Annotated in this window: 14 protein-coding genes; 7 read left to right on the top strand and 7 right to left on the bottom strand. The window is 73.8% G+C overall.

What is annotated here, in order from left to right; translation table 11 throughout:
• The first annotated feature begins 191 nt into the window (after window positions 1-191).
• From ACVJ1F_RS11475 to ACVJ1F_RS11465, 3 genes are read left to right on the top strand one after another with little or no spacing between them, the layout of a single operon-like run.
• Window positions 192-914 (top strand): PadR family transcriptional regulator, encoded by a 723-nt coding sequence (locus ACVJ1F_RS11475; protein WP_456886316.1) that lies wholly within the window; start codon window positions 192-194, stop codon window positions 912-914.
• Window positions 911-1,639, top strand: a complete 729-nt coding sequence (locus tag ACVJ1F_RS11470; RefSeq protein ID WP_456886314.1) for an ABC transporter ATP-binding protein — start codon at window positions 911-913, stop codon at window positions 1,637-1,639. The genes ACVJ1F_RS11475 and ACVJ1F_RS11470 overlap by 4 nt, the downstream gene beginning before the upstream one ends.
• Window positions 1,636-4,440: an FtsX-like permease family protein gene (locus ACVJ1F_RS11465; RefSeq protein ID WP_456886312.1), complete on the top strand. Its 2,805-nt coding sequence runs from the start codon at window positions 1,636-1,638 to the stop codon at window positions 4,438-4,440. Before ACVJ1F_RS11470 ends, ACVJ1F_RS11465 begins: the two co-directional genes overlap by 4 nt.
• A gap of 18 nt (window positions 4,441-4,458) precedes the next feature.
• Here the strand turns inward: ACVJ1F_RS11465 and ACVJ1F_RS11460 are convergent, their stop codons facing one another.
• Complete coding sequence (locus ACVJ1F_RS11460) at window positions 4,459-6,993, bottom strand: S8 family serine peptidase (protein ID WP_456886310.1); 2,535 nt, start codon at window positions 6,991-6,993, stop codon at window positions 4,459-4,461.
• A gap of 144 nt (window positions 6,994-7,137) precedes the next feature.
• Window positions 7,138-9,432: an acyltransferase family protein gene (locus ACVJ1F_RS11455; protein ID WP_456886308.1), complete on the bottom strand. Its 2,295-nt coding sequence runs from the start codon at window positions 9,430-9,432 to the stop codon at window positions 7,138-7,140.
• Window positions 9,433-9,594: 162 nt separating this feature from the next.
• Here ACVJ1F_RS11455 and acs point away from each other — a divergent pair, with 162 nt between their 5' ends.
• From acs to ACVJ1F_RS11440, 3 genes are all read left to right on the top strand, one after another.
• Window positions 9,595-11,652: an acetate--CoA ligase gene (gene acs / locus ACVJ1F_RS11450; RefSeq protein ID WP_456886307.1), complete on the top strand. Its 2,058-nt coding sequence runs from the start codon at window positions 9,595-9,597 to the stop codon at window positions 11,650-11,652.
• 96 nt (window positions 11,653-11,748) lie between these two features.
• A complete protein-coding gene (locus tag ACVJ1F_RS11445) occupies window positions 11,749-12,354 on the top strand; it encodes a nitroreductase family protein (protein WP_123571164.1) in 606 nt (201 codons plus the stop codon).
• A 59-nt stretch (window positions 12,355-12,413) separates the two neighbouring features.
• On the top strand, window positions 12,414-13,211 hold the full coding sequence (locus ACVJ1F_RS11440) for an isocitrate lyase/PEP mutase family protein (RefSeq protein WP_056049731.1): 798 nt from the start codon (window positions 12,414-12,416) through the stop codon (window positions 13,209-13,211).
• Window positions 13,212-13,323: 112 nt separating this feature from the next.
• On the opposite strand, the gene ACVJ1F_RS11435 is transcribed toward ACVJ1F_RS11440, so the two are convergent.
• From ACVJ1F_RS11435 to ACVJ1F_RS11415, 5 genes are all read right to left on the bottom strand, one after another.
• Complete coding sequence (locus ACVJ1F_RS11435; RefSeq protein WP_456886305.1) at window positions 13,324-14,511, bottom strand: YihY/virulence factor BrkB family protein; 1,188 nt, start codon at window positions 14,509-14,511, stop codon at window positions 13,324-13,326.
• Between the two features lie 3 nt (window positions 14,512-14,514).
• On the bottom strand, window positions 14,515-14,931 hold the full coding sequence (locus tag ACVJ1F_RS11430; protein ID WP_456886303.1) for a DUF3618 domain-containing protein: 417 nt from the start codon (window positions 14,929-14,931) through the stop codon (window positions 14,515-14,517).
• Window positions 14,912-15,340, bottom strand: coding sequence for a phage holin family protein (locus ACVJ1F_RS11425; protein WP_056049738.1), 429 nt, complete (start codon window positions 15,338-15,340; stop codon window positions 14,912-14,914). The genes ACVJ1F_RS11430 and ACVJ1F_RS11425 overlap by 20 nt, the downstream gene beginning before the upstream one ends.
• Window positions 15,333-15,740 (bottom strand): YtxH domain-containing protein, encoded by a 408-nt coding sequence (locus ACVJ1F_RS11420; protein WP_456886301.1) that lies wholly within the window; start codon window positions 15,738-15,740, stop codon window positions 15,333-15,335. The genes ACVJ1F_RS11425 and ACVJ1F_RS11420 overlap by 8 nt, the downstream gene beginning before the upstream one ends.
• Window positions 15,741-15,877: 137 nt before the next feature.
• Window positions 15,878-17,266, bottom strand: coding sequence for a glycosyltransferase 87 family protein (locus tag ACVJ1F_RS11415; RefSeq protein WP_456886299.1), 1,389 nt, complete (start codon window positions 17,264-17,266; stop codon window positions 15,878-15,880).
• 103 nt (window positions 17,267-17,369) lie between these two features.
• Between ACVJ1F_RS11415 and ACVJ1F_RS11410 the strand changes: the two genes are divergently transcribed.
• A complete protein-coding gene (locus ACVJ1F_RS11410; RefSeq protein ID WP_456886297.1) occupies window positions 17,370-17,903 on the top strand; it encodes a MarR family winged helix-turn-helix transcriptional regulator in 534 nt (177 codons plus the stop codon).
• The last annotated feature ends 44 nt before the right edge of the window (window positions 17,904-17,947 follow it).

Here is a 17,947-nt window from a genome sequence, read left to right as displayed (position 1 = left end):
CCGGTGCAGGACGGCCGTCGGGTGCCGCCGGCGCGGACGTCGACGCGGGCGCCGTCGACGGACGTCGCGGGTGCCGTTTGTCGGAGTCGACGATGCGGGGCATACTCGGTATGCACGGGCGCCACGAGACGACGCCGCGACTCGACCACAGGAGGCCACGTGACGGCACGACCGGACGGCGAGGCGGCCCCGTGACCGTGCGACTGGGCCTGCTGGCGATCCTCGACCAGGGCCCGGGGTACGGCTACCAGCTGCGCAGCGAGTTCGACCGACGCACCGGGTCCACCTGGCCGCTCAACGTCGGCCAGGTGTACTCCACCCTCGACCGGCTCGACCGCGACGGCCTCGTCGAGCGTGACGAGCCCTCGCCCCGCGACACGTCGCCGGAGGCCGACGGATCGCCCGGGTCCGACGGGTCGCCCGCAGCCGAGGCCTCGGCGGCGGGCAACGGGCAGGCCGCCGGAGAACACCAGCGACTCTGGCGCATCACGGCCGCCGGACGGGCCGAGGTCGCCCACTGGCTCGGAACGGCCGTCGACACCCCCGACGCCACCCGTGACGAGCTGCCGCTCAAGTTCGCCCTCGCCGCGACCCTGCCGGGGGTGGACGTGGCGACGCTCGTGCAGACGCAGCGCCGCGCCTCCTTGGCGAAGCTGCAGCGACTCACCCGCACCAAGCACGCCGGGGGCGACCCGGAGGCGCCGGGCGAGTTCGCCTGGCGCCTCGTCGTCGACTCGATGATCTTCGCGGCCGAGGCCGAGGTGCGCTGGCTCGACCACGTCGAGTCGAGCCTGCGCCGGGCGTCGCTCGCCGAACGGCAGTGGGCGGTCGAGGCCGTGGCCCCGACGACGGGCGGGCCCGGGTCCCCTGCCCGGACGCCGGGGCCGGCGCGGGCCGCACGAGGTCGGTCGTGACGGAGCGCGCCGAGGTGCTGACCCTGCTCGCGGTGGGGCACGAACACGGAACGGGCGACCTCGCCCGCACCGCCCTCGACGGCGTGAGCCTGACCGTCCTCGAGGGCGAGCTGGTCGCCGTCATGGGCGCGTCCGGCTCGGGCAAGTCGACCCTGCTCGCGATCGCGGGCGGCCTGACGACGCCGACCGCCGGGCACGTGCAGGTCGACGGCACCTGGCTCGCCGACCTGAGCGCGGCGGAGGTCGCGCGGGTGCGACGACGGTCGGTCGGCTTCGTGTTCCAGCAGTTCAACCTCGTCTCGACGTTGACCGCGGCCGAGAACGTCGCCCTGCCGCTCGAACTCGACGGCATCGGCACCCGTGCCGCCCGGCGTGCCGCCGACGACGCGCTGGCCACCCTGGGCCTGGCCGGTCGAGGACGGGCCTTCCCTGCCGAGCTCTCGGGCGGCGAGCAGCAGCGCGTCGCGATCGCCCGCGCCCTCGTCGGCAGCCGTCGCCTGGTGCTCGCCGACGAGCCGACCGGAGCGCTCGACAGCAGCACGGGCGACGAGGTCATGGGACTGTTGCGCGATCGGGTCGACGCGGGTGCCGCGGGCCTGCTCGTCACGCACGACGCCCGTCACGCCGCCTGGGCCGACCGGATCGTGTTCCTCCGCGACGGGCGACTCGTCGACGAGTCCGCGCCGCGGGGGCCCGAGTCGCTGCTGACCCCGGAGGCGCGGTGACGGCCGGCGGTCTCGTCGCGCGTCGACAGGTGCTCAGGCGCCTGCGCGAGTACGTGATGGTCGTGCTGCTGATCGCGCTGCCCGTGGCCGGCGCCTCGGGGGCGGCGGTGCTCGTCGCGAGCGCGATGCCCACGACCCGGCAGGAGATCACCTCGACGCTGGGCCAGACGGCCGCCCGGGTGCACTGGACCGGCTACGAGACCCGGCAGTCCGTCAGGGGGCTGAACCAGTGGTCGGGCGACGAGGTGACCTACCGCGAGCCGGCCGACGTCGTGCCCGGGGTCGAGCGGACGCTCACCCTGCGCACCCTCTGGACCCGGGTCGGCACGTCCCCTGCCGGCGTCGTGATCGGACCGGTGACCGACCCGGCCTTCGAGGGCCGCTACGTGCTCGAGCGGGGGCGCGCCGCCGAGCGGGGCGACGAGGTGCTCGTCACGCCCGCCCTCGCCCGCGACGACGGGATCGGGACGGGATCGACCACGACCGTGCACCGCGTCCCCGGCGCCGACGGCCCGCGCGACCTCGAGGTCACGGTCGTCGGCATCATGTCCGAGGTCGGCGGCGGCACGGACGACCGGCAGGTGTTCGCCCGCGACGACCTGGCGGCGGGCCTGCCCGATCCGTCGTCGACGGCCTCGGCGTCATCGACGTCGTGCGAGCAGTACCTCGTGGGGGACGCCGTCGACTGGGGCGAGGTGCGCGAGTTGGGGCGCGCGGGATTCGTCGTCTGGTCGGCGGCGGTCGTCGCCGACCCTCCGCCCGAGGGCACCCCCGGGCTCGAGAGCGAGGCGGGTTACGGCAGCACGGGCACCTACGCCGCCCTCGGCGTGGTCTTCGCCGTGTTCGCCGGCGCCGAGGTCGCCCTGCTCGCGGGGGCGGCCTTCGGGGTCGGGGCCCGTCGGCAACGCCGCACGCTGGCCGTGCTCGCCGCGATCGGGGCCGACCAGCGCACGCTGACCCGGATCGTGACGCGGCAGGGGGTGTGGGTCGGCGTCGTCGCCGCGGTCACCGGTCTCGCCGTGGGAGTCGACCTCGGCATCGGCGTCGTGGCCCTCGCCCGTCGAGCCGGCGTCGACGTGGGCCCGTTCGCCTTCTGGGGCGTCCACGTCCCCGGCGTCGTGGTCGCGGGCATCGGACTCTTCGCCGTCGCCGTGTCGTGGATCGCGGCCGTGGTGCCCGCGCGCCGTGCCGCCCGGGTCGACGTGATGGACTCGCTGCGCGGCGGGACGGCCTCGGGGGCGGTGGACGCCGCGTCGGACCGCGGCCGCGGCCGACGATCCGCGGTGCTCGCCGGCGTCCTCGTCGTCGGCGGCGTCCTCGCCTGCTTCGGGGCGGGATGGGTCTCGTACGCCACCTCGGTCCCGGTCGGCTCACGCTGGTGGTGGGCGGCGTTCGTCGGCCTCGCGGTCTCCGCCGTGGCCGCCCTGGTCGGCGTCCTGCTGCTCGTGCCGGCGCTCGTCCGTCGGCTCGGGCGCGCGTCCACGCTCGCACCCGTGCCGTTGCGGCTCGCGCTGCGCGACGCCTCCCACGGCGTCGCCCGCACGGCTCCCGCCGTGGCGGCCGTCACCACGGCGGTGTTCGTCGCGGTGTTCGGCGTCTCGATGTCGACCGCGGCCGCACGACAGTCCGAGGACTCCTTCTACCGCCCCTACCCGGCGGGCACCGTGGCGATCTCGTACGACCAGGCGTCCGACCTCCGCGTGCCGGGCGGCTCCCCCGAGGCGGCCGGGCTCGACTCCGCGGCCGGCGCCGCCGTCGCGCGCGGCCTCCCGGTGAGCGACCGTGCCGTGTGGCAGACCCCGGTCCCCAGCGGTTACGACTCGAACGGCGCCCCGGTCGCCGTCGACGCGGTCACGCCGTGGGCCGTGCTGACCGTCCCCGACCGTTGCGACTCGTCGACGGGGCGCCTCGAGGGCCTGTCGTCCCGTGAGGCGCAGCGGATCACCGATGCCGACCCGGCCTGCGACTACCCGCTCGGCTCGTTCACGTCACAGGACAACATCATCGTGACCGACGAGGACGGCCTCGCCGTGACCCTGGGGGCCGCTCCGTCCACGGCCGCCCGCGCCGCGTTCGAGTCGGGCGGCGTCATCGCCTTCGACCCGTCGCTCGTCGTCGACGGCGAAGCCACCATCGGTCTCGCCACCCCGGCCGAGGTCGAGGACGGCTTCGACGCCTCGGCCACCCCCTCGACGTCCGTGTCGCTCCCGGCCGTCGTCCAGCGTCCGACGACGCTCAGCACCGGGGCCGTCCTGATGAGCCCCGGGACCGCCGAGCGGCTGGGCTTCGAGTTGACCCAGCGTGCCGTCGTGATGGCCACCGACCGGCAACCGACCGAGGACGAGGCCGCCGGCCTCCGGGCCGCGGTCACCGCCGCCACCGACGGCCGGGCGACGGTCGAGACGAGTCCCGTCAATCGGGGCCTCGACCTGGCCCTCGTCCTGGCACTCCTCGCGACGACCCTCGTCTGCGCCGCGGCGGCAGCGGTCGCCCTGGGGCTCGCCCGCGCCGAGGGGCTGAGCGACCAGGTGACCATGCAGGCCGTCGGAGGCACGGACGCCCAGCGACGCGCCATGTCGTTCTGGCAGGGCGTGGTGGTCGTCGGCACGGGTGCCGTGCTGGGCACGATCCTGGGGCTGGTGCCGACGGGGGCCATGGTCTGGGCCTCGGACCTGCCGTTCGCCCCACCGTGGTGGGTGCTCGCCGTCGTGGCCGTCGGGCTTCCCCTCGTCGTCGCCGCCGGCAGTGCACTCACGAGCCGTCGGCCGGCCTCCCTCGTGCGACGACCCGTGCTGGACTGACGAGCAGGCGGGCCGCCGCTAGCGGGTCTCGTCGACGCGACGACGCCGCCCGACGCCGACGCCGATGACGCCGACCGCGACGATCAACAGGGCGGCGAGGGCCACGGGCCCCGGCTCTGAACCGGTCCACGCGAGAGCGGCCGAGGAGGCGCGGGCCGGGTCGGCGGCGAGCGGGCGCCCCGAGGCACCCGCCGGGACGACGGTCTCGCCCGGCGAGGAGCCCGGCAAGGGCGACGCCGACCCCGGCCCCGGGTCAGCCGGTGCGGCCCCGGGCTCGGCCGGGACCCCGGCCTCGTCACCCGGCACGGGAGCCGGGACCGGGTCGACGGCGAAGAGGACGGCGGCACCGGTCGCCGAGACGACGTCGTCCACGGTCCAGGTGACGGCCGAGACCTGCCAGGCACCGGCGGCGAGGCCGGCGAACGTCGCGCGGAACGTGCCGTCCTGCTCGGCACGGACCGTCGAGGACTCGGCAGCGGCGGGAGCGGCCGCCAAGGCCCGGGCCGTCGCGGGCAGGTCCCCGGCGGGCAGGTCCCCGGCGGGCGGGCTCCCGGCGGGCTCGACGGTGACGGTGACGCGGGCGGAGTCGATCGAGGTGCCCTCGACGACCACGGCCTGCCCCGAGGGCAGACGGTCGCCGTCGGCCGGTGAGGTGACGACCGGGCCGGCCAGCGCCTCCTGCACCTCGACGTCGACGACCGCGCTCGAGCCCGACGACCCGACCACGGAGAACGACAGGGGACCCGTCGGGGTGCCGGGCGAGAGCCGGACGGGCAGCTGGACCCGGCCGCGCTGGTCGGCGACGCTCGACGTCGACTCGTCGAACGCGTCGCCCTCGGCCCGGACCGTCTCACCGGGCACGAAGCCGGCGCCCCGCAGGGTGGCCGCCGCGCCCGCCTGCAGCACGCCGTCGGGGGCGACGGCGACCGCCCCGCGTCCCCGGTCTTCGGTCACGGCCGCGAAGGCGTCGACCATGCCGGCCCCGAAGTACTCGGAGGGGGTCTCACCGCCGGCCTGCCGGGCGAGCAGGTCCCGCAGTTCGGCCGGGGTCGCGCCCGGGTGCACGCTCGCCAGCAGGGCCGCGACCCCGGCGACGTGCGGAGCCGCCATCGAGGTCCCGCTGAGGGCGGCGAACCCGCCACCGGGGACCGTGCTGAGCACGGCGGCCCCGGGGGCCGTCAGATCCACGACGCCCGCACCGTAGTTCGAGAACCGGGACTTCTCGATCGAGCCGCCACCGCCCTGCTGGGCCGACGAGACGGTGACGACGCCGTCGACCTCGGCGGGCAGCTGCGAGCACCCCTGCGAGACGTCGCGCCCCGGCTGCGGGGTCGAGTCGTTCGGGCTGAGCGAGTCGGCGGTCTTGTGGGCGAGGTCGACGGCGACGGCACCGACCGTGGCGTTGCCGGCGGCCGCCACGTCGAGGACGCCCTCGTGCTGGGACCAGGCGACCGCCCGTGCGACCGCGTCGAGGGCCGGGGCCTGGTCGGGGTCGGCCGAGCACCAGGCGGCCCACGGGTCGACGAAGAAGCTCGCGTTCGTCACGTCCATCTGCTGCTGCGCCGCCCACATGTAGCCGCAGATCGCGTACTCGGGGTAGATGAAGCCGTCCGCGTCGACGACCTTGACGCTGGCCAACCGCACGCCCGGCGCGACCCCGACGACACCCCGGCCGTCGTCGGCCGCGGCGATGATGCCCGCCACGTGCGTGCCGTGCTCGCGAGTGCTCGTCGCGGCGTCGGACGACGGCGCCCAGGCGGCGGGGTCGGTGTGGGCGACGCCGTCCACGCTGCAGCCCACGGAGGCGGCCGGGTCGACCTGCGAGACGAGGTCGGGGTGGGTGGCGTCGACGCCGCTGTCGAGCACGCCGACCAGCACGTCGGGGCTCCCGGGCTGCACCGCGCGCGCCTCGGCGGCGTGGACGGCCTGGTCGTTCCACCGACGCTCCTCGCCGGGATCGGCGACGTCGGCGACCCGCTCGGCCAGACCGGTCGCCTGCACTCCCGTCGACGGGACGGCAGCGGACTCGGCGACGCCACCCGCGTCGGCGTCGGGCGTCGCACGGACGGCGGCCGTCCGGGTCGGACCGGCCGACTCGACGGACGAGGAGGCGCGGACCCGGTCGACGAAACCGGCGGCGGTCGACCGAGCGGTCACCACCCCGATCTCGTCCCACCGGGCGAGGACGGTACCGCCCGCGGCGACCACCGCGGCCGAGGCCGCCTCGGTCGTGACGGCGCCCGGCACCGCGTTGACGACGTAGTTCATCGCATCGACGGCAGCCGCGGCGGGGGCTGCGGCAGGGGCTGCGGCAGGCGTCGCGCTCGAGGCGGGCGCGGACAGCTCGGGCACGTCGGCCGCGGGGGCAGGTGACGAGGAGGCGGTCGGGGCCGGTGACGAGGAGGCGCTCGGGACCGGTGACGAGGCGGCGGTCGCCGGGGCGTCCGCGGCGACGGCCGTGACCGGGGCGAACACGAGGACCGCGGCGAGCGCTGCCCCACCCACGGCACGGGTCGATCGACGAGCAGGACGGCGTCGAGGGCTGTGGGTCACCTGGCAACGATAGGCGGCGACCGGTCACGACGGGGTCACGATCCCGCCTCCCGTTCGAGGGACTCGCCGACCCGGCCGCCCGTCGGCCCGTCGGCCCGCCGGCCCGGCGGCCCGGCGGCCCGGCGGCCCGTGCTCGTCCGGGCGTCAGGCGGCCGGGTCGCCCTCGGCCTCGGCCTCGGCCTCGGCCTCGACTTCGACTTCGACTTCGACTTCGACTTCGAAGACGAGTTCGCGCAGCACGGGGGCGAGCTTGGCGTCGAACGCCCCCGTGTAGTGGGTGAAGTCCCGCTTGACGGGCACGTCGTCGACGAAGGCGGGGCAGAGCCCGTCGACGCAGAGGAACCGCGACGTGTCGACGAGGGAACCGCCCAGGGCGCTCATCGTCTTCTGCGTCTCGACGAGGTTGGCGGCGTGATCCGCCGACACGGACGAGATGCAGTCGACGGGCGAGCCGCCCGGGCGGTAGCAGTCGTCGAGCGATCGGTGTGCCGGCGGGGGCGTGACGAACACGGTGCGCGTCGCCGCGCCGCCGACCGACTCGAGCTGGCGCTGCAGTGCCTCGGCGTACTCGCGCGGCGTGACGGGTGCGCCGGTGTCGGCGTGTTCGAACGGGACGAAGGAGTTCGTGACGACGAGCAGGTCGGGTGCCGTCTCGACGATCGTCCGGACGGCGTCGGCCTGGTGGGTGGTACAGCTCTCGGGGTCGGAATTCTGGGCGACGGCGAGATCGACGAAAGGGCAGCCGAACAGGGGCAGCGCGACCAGGCGCCACCCGCTGTCGTCCGGTTCGACGATCTCGACCACGGCGTCCAGCTCGGCGGCGGCCGTCGAGTCGCCCACGAGGACGACCGTCTTGTCGCCGGTGCCGAAGGTGCACTCGGCGCGCGGCAGGGGCAGATCGACGCGACCGCAGTCGTTGTTCGCCCCGAACGGCATGGTGTCGCCCGGGTCGGGGGTCAACGTCGGCCACGAGGTCGCCGCCAGCGCGGCCCGGACCGACTCGGCCATCGCCCCCTCGGCCGGACCGACCGGACCGGAGGAGCCGTCGCCGTCGGCACCGCCGTCGGACGCCCCGGCCTCGACGGAGGCCCCGAGGCCGGTGCCCCCTGCGACGGGCGGGAGCACGGGCGGCGCCGCCACGGGCCGGACCGAGACCACCGCGGCCACCACCATCACGACGGCCAGCATGCCCAGGCCCCCGAGGGCGGCCCGACCGGCGGACGGCGCCTGGTCGTCGGCCCAGCGACGCCACAGCCGACGACGGCCCTCGCCCCGTCGCGGGGCGAGCAGGGGCGACGAGATGAAGGGCTTCTCGACGAGGTGGTGACCCACCACGGCGAAGCCGAGCGACAGGGGGTAGGCCAGCAGCTCGCCCTCGGGCACGACCGCGCGGATCATGACGACGATCGGGAAGTGCCAGAGGTAGAGCGAGTAGCTGATCGCACCCAGGTAGTCGGTGACCCGGTTCGCCAGGGGCGCCGGTGCGACGGCCCCGGGCACGCCGCCGCCCACGACGACCGCCAGGGTGGCGACCACGGGAAGCGCTGCCCACGGGCCCGGGAACGCGGTCTGCCCGTCGACGACCACGACGCTCGCCAGGATGCCGACGAGACCGAGCCAGCCGAGCGTCGTGCCGATCGCCCGCGGCAACCGCCGGGTCAGCGGAACGGCCAGCGCCGCCAGGGCACCGAGCCCGAGTTCCCAGACCCGGGTCAGCGTCGAGAAGTAGGCGCCCGTCGGGTCGCCCGCCGTGTCGACCACGGCCCAGACGAACGACGCCGCACAGAGGACGGTGATCACCGCCGCGAGCACGAGCCGCCGGCCAGGTCCCGTGTCCGCCTCGCGGGAGACGGGTGCGGGCCGCCCGGGACGCCGGAGCCCGGCGCCCAGGACGACGATCACGAGGAGCGGCCAGAACGCGTAGAACTGCTCTTCGACCGAGAGCGACCAGAGGTGCTGGAAGGCCGAGACGGGTCCGTCGGCGGTGAAGTAGTCGGTGCCCACGGCGGCGAAGTGCCAGTTGGCCACGAAGGCGAGGGAGTAGAGGGCGTCGACCCCGAGCCCGATCACGCGTCGGTCGGGCAGGAGGACCGTCGCGGCGAGCAGGGTCGCGACGACGACGACCAGCGCCGCCGGCAGGAGGCGCCGGACCCGGCGACGGTAGAAGTCGGCCAGCGAGATGCGGCCCGTCCGGGCGTGCTCCCGGAGCAGCAACCCGGTGATCAGGAAGCCCGAGATCACGAAGAAGACGTCGACGCCCACGAAGCCGCCGTGCGGCCAGCCCGAGACGTGTTCGAGCACGACCGCGACGACGGCGACGGCCCGCAGCCCCTGGACGTCGCGACGGAAGCCCGCCGACCCGCCGCCCGTCGAGGAAGCACCGCCCCGACGCGACGACGAGGGAGCGGACGGAGGGCGGTGGGGGGTCGAGTCGGACATGCTTCTCTCTCGGGTCGGAATCACGTGACATACCAATATCTCACGTCGCATCCCGAACGACAAGGGCGGCCGGTCTCGCCGGCCGCCGCCACGGTCCCCGCGCGTTACGCAGCGTTGCCCCGCGACGCCCTCCAGCGACGTGCCGCCCGTAGCGTGGGACGCATGGCCACCAGCGACACCATCTCGAACCTGCTCGACGAGCGTCGGACCTTCGCCGCGCCTCCTGCGCTCGTCGAGGGGGCCAACGTCACCTCGGCCGAGCACGCCCGCGCGGCCGCCGACCCCGTCGCGTTCTGGGCCGAGGCGTCGCAGCGGCTCGACTGGCACAGGCCGTGGACGGTCGCGCACACCTGGAAGCCCGTGACCGAGGGTCCGGACGGCACGCTCACCGTGCCCGAGGCGACCTGGTTCGCCGACGGAACGCTCAACGTCGCCGTCAACTGCGTCGACCGGCACGTCGACGCCGGCCTCGGCGACAAGGTCGCCCTGCACGTCGAGGGCGAGCCCGGCGACCGTCGCGACATCACCTACGCACAACTGCAGCGCGAGGTCGTGAAGGCCGCCAACGGCCTGCGATCGCTCGGCGTGGAGAAGGGCGACCGGGTGGTCGTCTACCTGCCGGTCATCGCCGAGACGATCGTCGTGACGCTCGCCATCGCCCGACTCGGCGCGATCCACTCGCTGGTCTTCGGCGGCTTCTCGGGCGAGGCGTTGAAGTTCCGCGTCGAGGACACCCGGGCCAAGCTGCTGGTCACGACCGACGGGCAGTTCCGTCGAGGGGCCGCGGTGCCGGTCAAGGCGAACGCCGACCACGCCGTCAGCGGCGACAACGAGATCGAGCACGTCCTGGTCGTGCGGCGCACCGGCGAGCAGACGCCCGACGTCCCGTGGACCGAGGGGCGCGACCTCTGGTGGCACGACGTCGTCGACGCGCAACCCGACACCGACGAGCCCGAGTACTTCGGCGCCGAGACGCCGCTGTTCATCATGTACACGAGCGGCACCACCGGCAAGCCTAAGGGACTCGTGCACACGAGCGGCGGCTACCTGACGCAGGCGAACTGGACCCACTGGGCCGTCTTCGACGCGAAGCCCGACGACGTGCACTGGTGCACGGCCGACCTCGCCTGGGTGACGGCGCACACCTACGAGATCTACGGCCCGCTGTCGAACGGCCTGACGCAGGTGATCTACGAGGGCACGCCCGACACCCCGCACCCTGCCCGCCACCTCGAGATCATCGAGCGCTACGGCGTCACCACCTACTACACGGCGCCGACGCTGGTGCGGACCCTGTCGTCGTGGTTCCCCGAGGGACTGCCCGACACCTACGACCTGTCGTCGCTGCGCCTGCTCGGCACGGTCGGCGAGGCCATCAACCCCGAGGCGTGGGTCTGGTTCCACGAGCAGTTCGGCCGGGGCCGGTGCCCGATCGTCGACACGTGGTGGCAGTCCGAGACGGGGGCCGCCGTCATGGCCCCGCTGCCCGGTGCCGACACCCTCAAGCCCGGCTCGTCGCTGCGGGCACTGCCCGGGCTCTCGACCGCCGTGGTCGACGACGCCGGCGAGCGCGTGCCGAACGGCAGCGGCGGCTACCTCGTCGTGCAGCGGACCGGGCCGGCGCTCGCCCGCACGGTCTGGGGCGACCCCGAGCGGTACCGCGACAGCTACTGGGCGACCTACTGGCGGCAGGGCTGGTTCTTCTCGGGCGACGGCGCGAAGTACGACGCGGACGGCGACATCTGGGTGCTCGGCCGGGTCGACGACGTGATCAACGTGTCGGGGCACCGCCTGTCGACCATCGAGATCGAGTCGTCGCTCGTGTCGCACCCGGCCGTCGCCGAGGCCGCCGTCGTCGGCGTGGCCGACGAACGCACCGGTCAGGCGATCGCGGCGTTCGTGGTGCCGTCGACACGGCCGGAAGGAGGCGCGGTGCGGAACGCCGGCGACGTCGCCGAGCCGTCGGTGTGGGCTCCGCTCGCGGGGTCGCTGTCCCCCGCGCTGCGCGCCCACGTGGCCGACCAGATCGGGCCGATCGCCAAGCCCGCGACCGTGTTCGTCGTGCCCGACCTCCCCAAGACGCGCTCGGGCAAGATCATGCGGCGGCTGCTGGCCGACATCGTCGACGGCCGACCCCTGGGGGACACGACGAGCCTGCAGGACGAGACCGTGCCCGGCCGGGTGGCGGCGATCCTCGCGGAGGCGACCCGCGCCTCCTGAGGTCGGGAATCACCGGCCCACACCGAGGGTTACCGTGGTCGGGGCCCGATGACGCGCCTCGCCTCCCCCGTCCCGTTCCGAGAAGAAAGCGTCGTCATGTCGATCTCCGAGACCACCGCTGCCCCGTCCACCCTCCGCACCGCCGAGACGAGCGTGCCGCTCGTGCCGCTGCTCGACGAGCGCTGGAGCCCCCGCTCGTTCGACCCGACCGCCGAGATCTCGGACCGTCAGCTCGACGCCCTGCTCGAGGCCGCCCGCTGGGCACCGTCGGCCGCGAACACGCAGCCGCGTCGCTTCGTCGTCGGCCGTCGCGGCACGGCCACGTTCGACACGATCGTGAAGGCGCTCATGGGCTTCAACGCCGCCTGGGCGGGCAACGCCTCCGCACTCGTCGTCGCCGTCGCCGAGACCTCGACCGTCGAGGGCGAGGTGCGCCAGTGGGCCGAGTACGACCTCGGCCAGGCCGTCGCCCACCTCACGGTGCAGGCACACGCCGAGGGCTTCCACACGCACCAGATGGCCGGCGTCGAGTGGGACGAGATCGTCGCCGCGTTCGGCCTGACCGACAACCTCAAGCCCGTGACGGTCACGGCCGTCGGCGTCGTCGACGAGGCCGACAAGCTGATCGAGGCCCTGGCCGAGCGCGAGACCGCCCCTCGCGAGCGCCTGCCGCTCAGCGAGCTCGTCCTGCGGCGCGACTAGCAGCTCGGCGAGGCGAGCCCGGGCTGGTGCCTGCCAGCCCGGGCTGGTTGGCTGGGCGCATGTCGATCTCCAGCACGGCCGAGAAGGCCGAACTCCTCCGCTCCCTCCACGTCCCCGGCGACCCGCTGATCGTGACGAACGTCTGGGACAGCATCACCGCGCGCATCGTCGCGGGCGCACCGGGCGTCAAGGCCCTGGCCACCGCCTCCCACTCGATCAGCGAGGCGCACGGCGTCGAGGACGGCGAGGGCCTCGACGTCGACGACATGCTGGCCGCCGCCCGCATCGTGATCCGCTCGGTCGACCTGCCCGTCTCCGTCGACTTCGAGAAGGCGTACGCGACCGACGCCGCCGGCACGCTCGACAACGTCTTCCGCCTGATCGAGGAGGGCGCCGCCGGCCTCAACATCGAGGACAGCATCGGCCAGGCCAAGGCGCCCCTCTACGACATCGACACCCAGGTCTCGAAGATCGCCGCCGCCCGCCGCGCCGGCGACCGCGCCGGGGTGCCCATCGTGATCAACGCCCGGGTCGACGCCCTGGCCGGCGACCCGGATTCGTTCGACGACGCCGTCACCCGCGCCAACGCCTACCTCGACGCCGGCGCCGACTGCGCCTTCGTCCTCGGCCTGGGCACCGAAGACCTCGTGAAGGCCGCCCTCGACCGGATCGACGGCAAGGTCAGCGTCATCTCGAACCCGTCGTCCGTGCCGCTCGCCCGCCTGGCCGAGCTCGGCGTCTCGCGCGTCAGCTTCGGGCCCACCACGATGGGCCTGACGCTCTCGCACCTGCGCGACGCCGCCACCACCCTCACCGCGCGGGGCGACTACCCCGCCGAGCTCGGCTTCTCGTTCTGACCGACGGCCGGTGCGGGCGGGGCTCGCCCACCGGCTGACGAACGACGCGACCCGCGCCTCCCGAGCTCATGAGAGCCGAGGAGGCGCGGGTCGCGTCGTCAAGGGACGTCACCTAGTCGTCGCGGTCGCCTTTCGAACGATCGCCCTTCGAGTGCCCGTCCCCGGCGCGCTCGTCTTTCTTCCGGTCGGACTCGGACGCCTCGGAGCCGCCCTCGCCGTCCGGCTCGGGCACCTCGTCGCCGTTCCGCTCGATGGTCGCGGCGGCGGCCTGACGCAGTCGCATGCCGGCGAGCTCGTCCTTGGCGAGGGCCGTGGCCTTCTTCTCGCTCTGGGCCGTGTCACGGGGTGGCAGCAGGATGTCGCGCTCGGCCCGGAGGCCGGCCTGCAGCTCGCGACCACGTTCGAGCTCGGCGTCGAACTCGGCCCCGAAGAGCAGGGCGTTGTTCGTGATCCAGAGCCACAGCAGGAACACGATGACCGCACCGAGCGAACCGTACGTCTTGTTGTAGTTCGAGAAGTTCGCGATGTAGAACGCGAACCCCACGGACGCGACCAACCAGATGACCAGGGCCACGAGCGACCCGAGGCTCATCCACTTGAACTTGGGCTGCTTGACGTTCGGGGCCCAGTAGTAGAGCACCGCCACGATCACGACGGCGATGATGGCGAGGATCGGCAGCTTCGCGATGTCCCAGACGAACACCGCGGTGCTGCCCAGTCCGACGAGGTCGCCGACCGTCTCGGCCACGGGACCGCTGATCACCAGGATGAGGGCGGCGACCACGATGAGCACCACCGTGAACGCCGTGACGCCGAGCATGGTCGGGCGGAGCTTCCAGATCGGACGCCCTTCGTCGATGCCGTAGACGCGGTTCATGGCCCGCCCGAAGGCGCCCACGTAGCCGGAGGCCGACCAGAGGGCACCGAGCACACCGACGATCAGGGCGACACCGGCGGCCGACGACTCGGTCAGCTGCTCGACGGGACCCCGCAGGAGAGCAGCGACGTCCTCCGACCCGAACTGTGAGACCAGGTCGAGCAGCGTCTTGGCCGTCGAGTCCGCCTGCCCCACGACGCCGAGCAGCGACACGATCGCCAGCAGCGCCGGGAAGATCGCCAGCACCGCGTAGTACGTGAGTGCGGCGGCGAGGTCGGTGCACTGGTCACGGGTGAACTCGCGCAGGGTCTTGCCCAGCACGTACCCCCAGGAGGGCTTGGAGACGTCCGACAGGTCTTGCGGCTTGCGCGAGTCGTCCGCGTCGGGCGACTGCTGCTCGCGCTCGGTGCTCTTCTGCGCCATGGGTCAGCGCCTGATCGTCTTGACGATGCCGGCGACGAGCGCGACGACGCCGATGGTGCCGGCCGCCGCGGCCGCCACGACGGGCTTCGGGTCGCGGTCGAGGCGCCGTGAGACGCTCGCCTTCAGCCGACGGGCGTGGGCAGGGACGCTCAGCTTGTCCTCGATGGCGTCGAGCGTCGCCGCGAACTCTTCACGGGTACGGGCGAGGTCGAGCTCGATCTCAGGGATGCTCGCGCCGGGGCGTGGCCCGGCGGCGTTCTCGGCGTCCTTGTCGGGAGACGTGCTGCCGTGGGCGTCGTCGCGCTCTTCGGCCGCACGCGCCTCGGCGAGCTCGGCACGGGGGTCGGGCTGGTCGCCCGTGCCGTGCTTCGACCCGCCGTGCTTCTCGTGGTCTCCTGCGTCAGTGCTTCTCGGAGTCATAGCTGCCCTGCCCCTTCAACGCGCTGACGTCGGCCTTCACGCTGGCGACGGCCTTCTCGGGGGTCGGCGGCACGCCCTTCTTGAGGGCCTTGATGCCGAGCAGGGCCAGGACGGCCGTGATCACGAGCAGGACGGCGGCGACGATGAGCGCCGCGAGCCAGGGGGCGACGACCGTCGCCAGCCCCAGGACGCCGGCCGTGATGAGCACGGCGAGCAGGAAGAAGCCGAACAGTGCGGCTCCGACCAACAAGCCGACACCCACCCCGGCCTCTTTGGCCTTCGTGGCGAGCTCGGTCTTGGCCAGCGCGATCTCGCCGCGGATGAGGCGCGAGATCAACTCGGGCAGGCTGCCGATCAGCGAGCCGAGCGAACGTTTGGTGCTCTGTTCGGGTGCCTTCAGGTCACTCACCGACCGTCACCCCCGGCAGCTTGTCGTCGTCGGGGCTGGTGCCCGAGGTCTGCTTCTTGACGTCGTCGGCCTTCTCGTCCACCTTGTCGGCGGCCTTGTGGGCTGCCTCGGTGGCCTTGGCGGCCTTGTCGGTGGCGCCCGAGCCCTTGCCCGAGACGGACTTGGCCTTGGAGCCGACCGCGTGGGCGGCGTCGTTCGCGACGTCCTGGGCCTTCTTGGCGACGACCGGAGCGTTCTCCTTCACGAAGCCCTCGGCCTGCTGGACGCCCTTCTGGACGGTCGGGTTCTCCCACAGGCTCTCGGCCTGGTCCTTGATCTTGACGTACGCGCCGCGACCCGCGCGGGCTCCGAGGACGTATCCGACTGCCGCTCCTGCGACGAAGAGGATCTTGCCTTTCATGAGTGCTCCTTGGCTCGTGGTGGCAGGTAGGCCTTCCACGCTGGCACGACCCGGCGTGGACGGCTCAGATTGACCGGGCGACCGGGGACGACACCGCCCGGCGCCGGCCTGGGGACGAGCCGCCCCCGACACCGCGGTCAGGAGGCGCGGGCCGCCACGAGCGGGACGCCCACCTCGAGCGCGTCGCTGCGCACCGTGGCGACCGCCAGTCGCACGAGGCGCACCGCGCACCAGCAGAACAGCACCACGAGAAGGCCGTTGCGGGCGCCCAGGACGAGCACGGCGACCGGGTTGAGCTCGATCAGCGGCCGGTAGAGGATCGGGAACACGAGCGTCGTGAGCCCCGAGGCCCAGGCGGTCAACACGGCGGGCGTCCGGAACGCCTCGGGACGCGAGGCGTAGCCCACGGCCACGATCGGCACGATCCAGAGCAGGTACTGCGGCGACCCCACCTTGTTGAAGACCACGAACGCGAGCGTGAGGGTGAGGGCGCCGAGCAGCACCGTGCCGAACTCGTCGCCGCGATCGCGAGCGGGGACGACGGCCGCGGTGCGCGCCGAGCCCGCCGACCCGCGCCTCCCGGGCTCGGCCCACCGGGGCAGCCCGAAGGTCGCCACGGCCAGCACGCCGGCCAGCAGCACGAGGACGGCGAGCATGACCTGCGTGCTGTCGTTGATCATCCAGGTGTCGCCCGGGCCCATGACCTCGCGCGTGGCGAGGGCGACGTTCTGGTAGACCGAGGCGCCGGGGACGCGCAGCATGGCCATCCAGAGCCAGGGCGTCGAGAGGGTCGCCTCGAGCTGCATCGCCCGTCCCGACTGCATCGTCACGAAGCTCGTGATGTCGTCGGCCCCGCGGCCTAGCAACACGCACGACACGACGACCATGGTGACGAGCACGCCGCCGCGCAGCACGACAGCCCGGTGACGCGACCCGACGACGACCGCCGCGATGACGGCGGCGGGCCAGACCTTGATCCAGGTCGCCGCGGCGAGCAGCAGCCCGGCCACCCGCGGACGCGTGGACAGCAGCATGAGGGCGGCGACGACCAGCGGCGCGCTGAACCCCTCGAGCCGGAGGAAGGCCACGGGGCTGAGCACGAGCGTCACGAACAGCCACCACCAGGCTGCCCGGTTGTCGACCGTGCGACGACCGCGGTCGGTCAGCAGCCAGAGCGCGACGGCGTTGAGGGCGGTCAGCAGGGCCAGCCAGACGAACTGGTAGTGCTGTTCGCCGAAGACGTTCGGCAACACGATCGGGACGATCGCCCCGGCCGGGTAGACCCACGAGAAGTCGAGGACCGGCCAGACCCCCTCGCTCAGGGCCCCCGTCGCCCACAGGCGGTAGAGCGGCAGGTCGCCGCTCACCCCGCCGCCGATCATCAGCGGCGTGAGCGCCAGGAACACGGCGGCGTGAACGGCGACGAAGCCGTAGAGCAGCCCGCGCGGATGCGCCTGCACACGCGACCAGGTCCGGCGGAGGCGCGTGGGGAGGGGCGCAGGCGCGACGGCGCTCGAGGTGGTCACGCCTCGAATGTACGGCCGCGTCCTTGCCGTTGTCTTTCCGGCAGGTGAATCCATCGGAAGATCACTCTCGAGACGGAGGTCCGACCGGTGTACGGTGCCGACCATGGACCGACGACGTTCCGCAGACGGAGGCGAGGTCACCCCGCCGACCGACGACACGCACGCACCCGACGAGCTCGGCAGCGTCGACGACGACCTGGCCGTCGACCGGGGGCGCCCGATCGGCTTCTGGCTGAGGCTCGTCGACGGGCTGATCGACCGGCGCTTCGAGGAGGTCCTCGACGAACACGGGGTCACCCGCCGGCAGTGGCAGCTGCTCAACCTGCTGGAGCGCGGCCCGGCGACCCGCGCAGCACTCGACGGAGCCGTCGCGCCCTTCCTCGACCCGGCCACGGGCGAGTCCAGCTCGGACCACCTCGCCGAGCTGGTCGAGAGCGGCTGGGTGAGACTCACGACCGACGGTGTCGGTGACGATCGCTTCGCCCTCACCGAGCGCGGGATCCTCGCGCACCGCAAGCTCGTCGACGTGGTCGAGGGCATCCGCGACGAGACGGTCCGGGGGGCCGAGCCGGGAGCCCACGCGACCACGGTGCGCTTCCTGCGCAGGGCGGCACTCAACCTCGGCTGGCGCCCCTGAACGCCCGGCCTGCCCGCGGGCCGAGGGCCGAGGGGCTAGGGGCG

Source organism: Frigoribacterium sp. 2355 (genome assembly GCF_054060695.1).
This window is presented reverse-complemented; position numbering and strand designations above follow the sequence as displayed.

What these genes read in the sequence shown, in the direction of transcription:
- ACVJ1F_RS11455 (WP_456886308.1), bottom strand. Translation starts at nt 9,432, where the DNA reads ATGTCCGACTCGACCCCCCACCGCCCTCCGTCCGCTCCCTCGTCGTCG.
- acs (WP_456886307.1), top strand. Translation starts at nt 9,595, where the DNA reads ATGGCCACCAGCGACACCATCTCGAACCTGCTCGACGAGCGTCGGACC.
- ACVJ1F_RS11445 (WP_123571164.1), top strand. Translation starts at nt 11,749, where the DNA reads ATGTCGATCTCCGAGACCACCGCTGCCCCGTCCACCCTCCGCACCGCC.
- ACVJ1F_RS11440 (WP_056049731.1), top strand. Translation starts at nt 12,414, where the DNA reads ATGTCGATCTCCAGCACGGCCGAGAAGGCCGAACTCCTCCGCTCCCTC.
- ACVJ1F_RS11435 (WP_456886305.1), bottom strand. Translation starts at nt 14,511, where the DNA reads ATGGCGCAGAAGAGCACCGAGCGCGAGCAGCAGTCGCCCGACGCGGAC.
- ACVJ1F_RS11430 (WP_456886303.1), bottom strand. Translation starts at nt 14,931, where the DNA reads ATGACTCCGAGAAGCACTGACGCAGGAGACCACGAGAAGCACGGCGGG.
- ACVJ1F_RS11420 (WP_456886301.1), bottom strand. Translation starts at nt 15,740, where the DNA reads ATGAAAGGCAAGATCCTCTTCGTCGCAGGAGCGGCAGTCGGATACGTC.
- ACVJ1F_RS11410 (WP_456886297.1), top strand. Translation starts at nt 17,370, where the DNA reads ATGGACCGACGACGTTCCGCAGACGGAGGCGAGGTCACCCCGCCGACC.